General features: G+C 61.5%; 7 protein-coding genes. 5 read left to right on the top strand and 2 right to left on the bottom strand.

Annotation, left to right across the window (positions count from 1 at the left end; translation table 11 throughout):
- Positions 1–102: 102 nt before the first annotated feature.
- Entirely contained in the window at positions 103–882 is a 780-nt protein-coding gene (gene map / locus IAE36_RS15270; protein WP_201213252.1) for a type I methionyl aminopeptidase, read from the bottom strand.
- Positions 883–1002: 120 nt separating this feature from the next.
- Between map and pcaQ the strand changes: the two genes are divergently transcribed.
- On the top strand, positions 1003–1935 hold the full coding sequence (gene pcaQ, locus IAE36_RS15265; protein ID WP_201213249.1) for a pca operon transcription factor PcaQ: 933 nt from the start codon (positions 1003–1005) through the stop codon (positions 1933–1935).
- Positions 1936–1995: 60 nt separating this feature from the next.
- On the opposite strand, the gene IAE36_RS15260 is transcribed toward pcaQ, so the two are convergent.
- Positions 1996–3315 carry a hypothetical protein gene (locus IAE36_RS15260; protein WP_236408933.1) on the bottom strand — a complete coding sequence of 440 codons (1320 nt, stop codon included), beginning with the start codon at positions 3313–3315 and terminating at the stop codon, positions 1996–1998.
- A 340-nt stretch (positions 3316–3655) separates the two neighbouring features.
- Here IAE36_RS15260 and IAE36_RS15255 point away from each other — a divergent pair, with 340 nt between their 5' ends.
- The 4 genes from IAE36_RS15255 (at position 3656) to IAE36_RS15240 (ending at position 5989) form a co-directional block, all read left to right on the top strand.
- Positions 3656–4420 carry an FKBP-type peptidyl-prolyl cis-trans isomerase gene (locus tag IAE36_RS15255; RefSeq protein WP_028635392.1) on the top strand — a complete coding sequence of 255 codons (765 nt, stop codon included), beginning with the start codon at positions 3656–3658 and terminating at the stop codon, positions 4418–4420.
- A 297-nt stretch (positions 4421–4717) separates the two neighbouring features.
- Positions 4718–5158, top strand: coding sequence for a YkvA family protein (locus IAE36_RS15250; protein ID WP_060481325.1), 441 nt, complete (start codon positions 4718–4720; stop codon positions 5156–5158).
- Between the two features lie 121 nt (positions 5159–5279).
- Entirely contained in the window at positions 5280–5624 is a 345-nt protein-coding gene (locus IAE36_RS15245) for a helix-turn-helix domain-containing protein (RefSeq protein ID WP_201213247.1), read from the top strand.
- Positions 5621–5989 (top strand): hypothetical protein, encoded by a 369-nt coding sequence (locus IAE36_RS15240; RefSeq protein ID WP_028635395.1) that lies wholly within the window; start codon positions 5621–5623, stop codon positions 5987–5989. The genes IAE36_RS15245 and IAE36_RS15240 overlap by 4 nt, the downstream gene beginning before the upstream one ends.
- Positions 5990–6000 lie beyond the last annotated feature (11 nt).

Here is a 6000-nt window from a genome sequence, read left to right as displayed (position 1 = left end):
CCGCTGCGCCATATTCCGCTTCAAGGGCCCACTGAACACCCTGAAGCAACAAAAAAGCGACCTTAGGGTCGCTTTTTTCGTCCTGGCGTTTTCACCGCACGTTCAGTGGCGGCAACGCTCTTCATCGCGCAAGGTCAGCACTTCATAGCCTTCTTCGGTTACCGCCACGGTATGCTCCCACTGGGCCGAGAGGCTGTGGTCACGGGTGATCACCGTCCAGCCATCTTTCAACGTCCGGGTACCGCGCCCACCTTGGTTGATCATCGGTTCGATGGTAAACACCATGCCAGATTTCAGCTTCATGCCCATGCCGCGTTGGCCCACGTGTAGCACTTCGGGCGCCTCGTGCATCTGCTGGCCGATGCCATGGCCGCAGTACTCCCGAACCACACTGTAGCCTGCGCCCTCGGCGTGAGCCTGGATAGCGTGGCCGATATCACCCAGCGTGGCCCCCGGGCGCACCTGTTCGATGCCTTTCCACAGCGCATCGTAGGTGGTCGCTACCAGATGGCGCGCCTCTTCGCTTACCGGCCCCAGGCTGTACATCTTCGAGGAGTCCGCAATGTACCCACCCTGTTCCAGGGTGATATCGACATTGATGATGGACCCCGCCTGAAGCACCTCATCGGCCTTGGGCATACCGTGGCACACCACGTGATCCACCGAGGTGTTGAGCGCATAGGGGAAGCCATACTGCCCCTTGCTGGCGGGGCGTGCCCTGAGTGTGTCGAGGATGAACGCCTCGGCCCGGTCGTTGATCTGCAGGGTGGTGACACCCGGGCGGATAAAGCTGTCGAGATCGGCGAACACTTGCGCCAGAAGCTGGCCGGCGCGGCGCATCAGGTCGAGTTGGGCGGGGGTCTTGATGATGACCTTGGACATGGGGGAGGGCAGTTGCTCATGCGGAAATTTGCTCAAGCATAGCGCCTGCCGTACCCAGGTTGCCAATGCGGCGGGGCCGCAGGGGGCACGGCCTTGCCGACAATGCGGTAAGCTGGCGCCATGAACCTCGACACCCGTATCAAGTACCGCCACCTACTGTGCTTTCTGGAGATTGCCCGGCAGGGCAGCCTGGCCAGGGCGGCAGACGTGCTCGCCATCAGCCAGCCGGCGATCTCCAAGACCCTCAGGGAACTCGAAGACCTACTGCAGGCCAGGCTGTTCGTGCGTGGCCGCCAGGGCGTTGAACTGACCCCCGCTGGCACACGCTTCATGCGTTATGCAGGGCCCAGTGTGCAGGCCCTGCGCGATGGCGTCAGCTGCCTGCGCGGCGAGGCGCAGGTGCCGTCCCAGGTGCGCATCGGTGTGCTGTCCACGGTCGAAAGCCTGTTGATGCCCGAGGTACTGTGCCGCCTGCATCAGCGCCACCAGGCCTTGGTCATCAACGTGGTGACCGGCGTGAGTGCGCAATTGCTTGGCCAGTTGCGCGTGGGTGAGTTGGAGCTGGTGGTGGGGCGGATGACCGACAGCCCGCAGATACAGGGCCTTTCGTTCGAGCACCTGTACAGCGAGTCCATGACCCTGGTGGTGCGCGCCGGTCACCCGCTGCTGGCTGCTACACCGCTCGAACGGGCGCGTGTAGGGCAGTACCCACTGGTAGTGCCGCCGGCCGGTACGACGATCCGTCAGCATGCCGACAGCCTGTTCGTGCAATGCGGCATCCAGATGCCCGCACAGCGCCTGGAAACCTTGTCGCTGGTGCTGAGCCGGCGTTACGTGCAGGGCAGCGACGCGGTTTGGGTAGCCCCGCGCGACGCTGTGCTGCTGGACCTGCGCCGTGGCGACCTGGTCGAACTCGACCTGGGCGTGCGCGAGCCTGGCGGTTCGGTGGGCATCTGCCGCAATGCTGCACTGGCACAGAGCCTGCCGGGGCAGTGGGTGTGCGACGTGTTGCGTGAGGTGGCCGCGCAGTATCGGGAGCGGGTATACCCTTGAGCCTCGCTGCGAGGGAGCGCTTGAGGCCGGCCAGCGCCCCTATCAGCGATTGTTGGTTGATCAAGTGGGCCGCATGGATATGGCGATTACGCCTGGGACGTTGAAGCCAGGCGTTGCCTCCATATGGCCGCTGATCAACAGGCGTTTATGCGCGGCGTCGTATACAGGCGGCGCATCAGATGAGTAAAAACCGTCGTCGCCTCGGGCACCGTATTGCCCATAGCCTCGGGGTGGAACAAAGGTGTCGTCAAACGTGCCAGCCGCAGTCAGGCGAAAAGCGAGTGTGTAGGTATAGAACTGTCCATAGCCCACAAGCCCGCTTCCATCTTCCATGCCTGAGGTCCAGGCACCTGGGCGCTCGAACACAAGCATGTTGCCGTTGTTGAACTCTTTTGCCGGCTTACCGGCGTAGTCTAAGCGGTAAACGGCCGGGAATTCCGGGCCATCCTCGTCGGGCATTATGCTGCCGTAGAAGGAAATGCGCTTCGCCTTGACGTCGACGGACAGGCCGTAAAGGATCACATTGTCATCGGACCAGTACAGGCCGTCATCACCAAACGAGGTGTCGAATTTACCTTCGGTGGTCAGTGCCATTGCAACGCTGTAGATCACGTCATCGCGCAGAAGGTAGAGTGTGACGAGCAGGCGCTCAGTGCCTGCTTGCGGAGCGAAAGCGGCAATGCCATCGATGATGTGCTGGCTGGTGTCAGGAATGAGTTGAGTGCCATCCAGTATCCCGTCAGTGCCGAAGTCCCTGCGCAGTCTGCCGTCGTTATCGAAGGCTACAATCACCGGCTCGAATTTTTCAGGCCCTCGGCGCAGGCCCGCGACGAAGATGCCTTGGCCAACCATTGCCAGGCGCTCAAGCACCAGCGCCTCGTCGATCAGGCCGCGGGTATCCACATAGCCTTTCCCCTGACCGAAACTCAGGTCGGGCTCACCGCTCGCTGTCAGCCTCCATATCTGGCTGGCTGACTCGCCATCCAGGCTCAAGATGACCAGCAGGTTGCCCTGCCTGTCTTCGATGATGCTGTTGAGCGCTGCGTACCGGGTGTCGCCGATTGTGTTGAAATCAAAAATCCCGTCCGCATGGAAGCTTTTGTCCAGCTGGCCGTACTCCGTGAGGCAGGCTACGAAGACCGTGGTGTGCGACGTTTCCAGGTTGGTGCTGCGGCCAATGCCGTAGGTCCGCCCCGGCTGGGTATGGCTTTTGATAAATCCTGTGCTGGTACTGCGGCTGCCCCTTTCCTGGGGTAAGAAATAGCCCAGCCCTTCCACGCCATAGCGTGTATCGATGGGTGCGGCGGCCACTTCTCTGTCAGCGTTGTTTACGGACGGTGGCACGCGGGTCGAGCGGTTGGGCTTGCGTGAGATGTTCATAACCTATCCTTCGTAGTGGCAAACTCAGGTCGGGCTTTCTTGCGAATGCCTTGTCAGCCATTGGAAGGCAGGCGCTTGTGGTGCGCTACTGTCAGAATTATCAGTTTTGTCGCGGGCTTGGCCGGCTTTTTCATGCGCGCCCACACCTTTTTGCTCGGTGCTTCAATGAAGAGAATGGCCAATACTGGCGTCCGGCTTGGCAACAAGCGACGCCGTCCGTGGCCTGCTGAACTTATTGCGTGAAACCCGCTCCTATGCCGGTAGCCATTGGTGACGACCGCCTGCTAAGCTCGCGGCCTACACCCTGATTGCCCTTATGGCGCATGAACAAGGAAATAGCATGAAACAGCATCGTTTGGCGGCTGCGGTTGCCCTGGTAGGCCTGGTACTGGCTGGTTGCGACCAGCAGGCCAGCAGCCCCGAACTGAAGACCCCCGCGCAGAAAGCCTCCTACGGTATCGGCCTGAACATGGGCAAGAGCCTGGCTCAGGAAGGCATGGATGACCTTGATTCGAAAGCAGTCGCGCTGGGTATCGAAGACGCCGTTGGCAAGAAAGAGCAGCGCCTGAAGGACGAAGAGCTGGTAGAGGCCTTCACCGCACTGCAGAAACGCGCCGAAGAACGTCTGGCCAAGGCCAGCGAAGAAGCGGCCTCTGCCGGCAAGAAGTTCCTGGAAGAAAACGCCAAGAAGCCGGGCGTGGTTACCACGGCATCTGGCCTGCAGTATGAAGTGGTGAAGAAGGCCGACGGCCCGCAGCCCAAACCTACCGATGTGGTGACCGTTCACTACGAAGGCAAGCTGATCGATGGCAAGGTGTTCGACAGCTCGGTCGAGCGCGGCAGCCCGATCGATCTGCCGGTGAGCGGCGTGATCCCCGGTTGGGTCGAAGGCCTGCAACTGATGCACGTGGGCGAGAAGTACAAGCTGTTCATCCCGGCTGAGCTGGCCTACGGCGCACAGAGCCCAAGCCCGCTGATCCCGGCAAACTCGGTATTGGTGTTCGACCTTGAGCTGATCGCCATCAAGGACCCGGCTCAGTTGCAAGGCGCTGAACCTGAAGCAGACGCCCCAGCTGAAGCCCCTGCTGAAGCACCTGCCAAGTAAAAGCCGCTTGCGGCAACCCTGAACGCCCCGTCCCGACGGGGCGTTCGTGTTTGTGCAGAGTGCTTGGTCGAACCGGCAAGTGCTGATAGTGTCCGAGGACATGCAGCGTGTAGAAGCAGGAAGCGTCTAACCTGAGCCGTTTGGCCCGTACGCGTATGCGAGGCTGTAACGGCTGTGTAAAAAACGCCCGATCTGACCTTGGCCCTTGTCTGATAGGCACCTGACGTCAGAAACACCGCCCTGTTCACAAGGTTATCCACAATAAATGTGGATAACCTCTTCCGTCCTGGAGGCTCCATGAATGCACCCTGGAATTTCGCTCGCTTTCTGCCGCTGGCCGAGCGCCTGCTCAGCCGCGGTCGCTTGCCTGCACTGCTGTTTGCTGTGGCTCGCAAAGGCCCGCGGCTGGGCAAGTTGCGTGAAGACGTGAAGCTGATGCAGTCGCTGTGCCTGGCATGGTGGCGCGGCGAGTACCGTGCCATAAGCCCCAAAGCGCTTGTCACGATCGTGGCAGGTCTGCTGTATTTCGTAAGCCCCATCGACGCCATCCCCGATTGGTTATTGGGTGTGGGCTTCCTGGATGACATTGCCGTGCTGGGCTGGGTAATGAAGACCGTGGCCGATGAGCTGGCGCGGTTCAAGGCGTGGCGCGACAGCCAGGCCCCCGAGCGCCTGCGCGTGGTGGAGCGGTTGCCAGCTACCCCCGAAGCCCTGCGCCTGGAGCGTCCTGCGCCCTGATGTCAGCCCCTCAGCCTGGCCGCGAAGGTGCCTGGCTGCACAGATCGCGGACTTGGTCATATAATTGGCATAAGGATTATGCCAACGGATTACATGCGGTAATCCTCTTGAGGGGTTCGTAATGGGTATTCAGGTCATCAGCCGGGACGGTCAGCCAGAGTACGCCGTCATTCCGTGGGAGCACTATCAGGCGTTGCTGAAGGCTGCAGGGCAGGCCCCGGCAACGCCCCCCGTCACAGGCGGCGAAAGCGGCGAGCAGCAGCCACCTGCACCCGCGCCCGCCTTCAGTGAGGTGGGGGATATCCGCAGAGCCAAAGGGATTGCTGCCGAACAGTTGGCCCGAAACGTAGGGGTAAGCCCCGCTTACCTGGCCATGATTGAAGCCGGCGAGCGCCAGCCTGATGCTGCCATCCGCCGCGCATTGGCGTGGCACCTGGGCGTGGCTGGCTGGAGCGAGGTGTCATGAGCCACGTCAGGATCAGCCGCCAGCATTGGGATAACCTGCTGGGCGAGCTTGATCTGGCCAGGCGTCAACGCCATCTGCTGACCTACCGTGCGCTTATCGAGCGCTTGCAATTGCCCAGCCCGGCCATGCAGACACTGACCGCAGCGCTGGAGTACCTGGCCGTGCTGGATGCCCGGGCCGAGCAGCCACTGCGAAGTTCGCTGGTGATCAGCCAGGGTGCCAGCCGGCTGCCCCGTACCGGGTTTTTCGAGTGCGTCGAAAAGCTGGGTCGCTTTTCGGGCCCGGTCGATGGCATGGAGGCAGCGTCCTGGCATGCTTCCGAAGTGGTGCGGGTATTTGAGTACAGCTACCCGGAAGCGCCTTAGCAGCAGTGGTA

The sequence above is a fragment of the Pseudomonas sp. S36 genome, assembly GCF_016647875.1.
GTDB classification, from domain to species: Bacteria; Pseudomonadota; Gammaproteobacteria; order Pseudomonadales; family Pseudomonadaceae; genus Aquipseudomonas; species Aquipseudomonas parafulva.
Note: the sequence above shows the minus strand (reverse complement) of the source record. Positions and strands in the feature narration are given on the sequence as shown.

Coding starts and splice junctions, on each gene's coding strand:
- map (WP_201213252.1), bottom strand. CDS start 882: ATGTCCAAGGTCATCATCAAGACCCCCGCCCAACTCGACCTGATGCGC.
- pcaQ (WP_201213249.1), top strand. CDS start 1,003: ATGAACCTCGACACCCGTATCAAGTACCGCCACCTACTGTGCTTTCTG.
- IAE36_RS15260 (WP_236408933.1), bottom strand. CDS start 3,315: ATGAACATCTCACGCAAGCCCAACCGCTCGACCCGCGTGCCACCGTCC.
- IAE36_RS15255 (WP_028635392.1), top strand. CDS start 3,656: ATGAAACAGCATCGTTTGGCGGCTGCGGTTGCCCTGGTAGGCCTGGTA.
- IAE36_RS15250 (WP_060481325.1), top strand. CDS start 4,718: ATGAATGCACCCTGGAATTTCGCTCGCTTTCTGCCGCTGGCCGAGCGC.
- IAE36_RS15245 (WP_201213247.1), top strand. CDS start 5,280: ATGGGTATTCAGGTCATCAGCCGGGACGGTCAGCCAGAGTACGCCGTC.
- IAE36_RS15240 (WP_028635395.1), top strand. CDS start 5,621: ATGAGCCACGTCAGGATCAGCCGCCAGCATTGGGATAACCTGCTGGGC.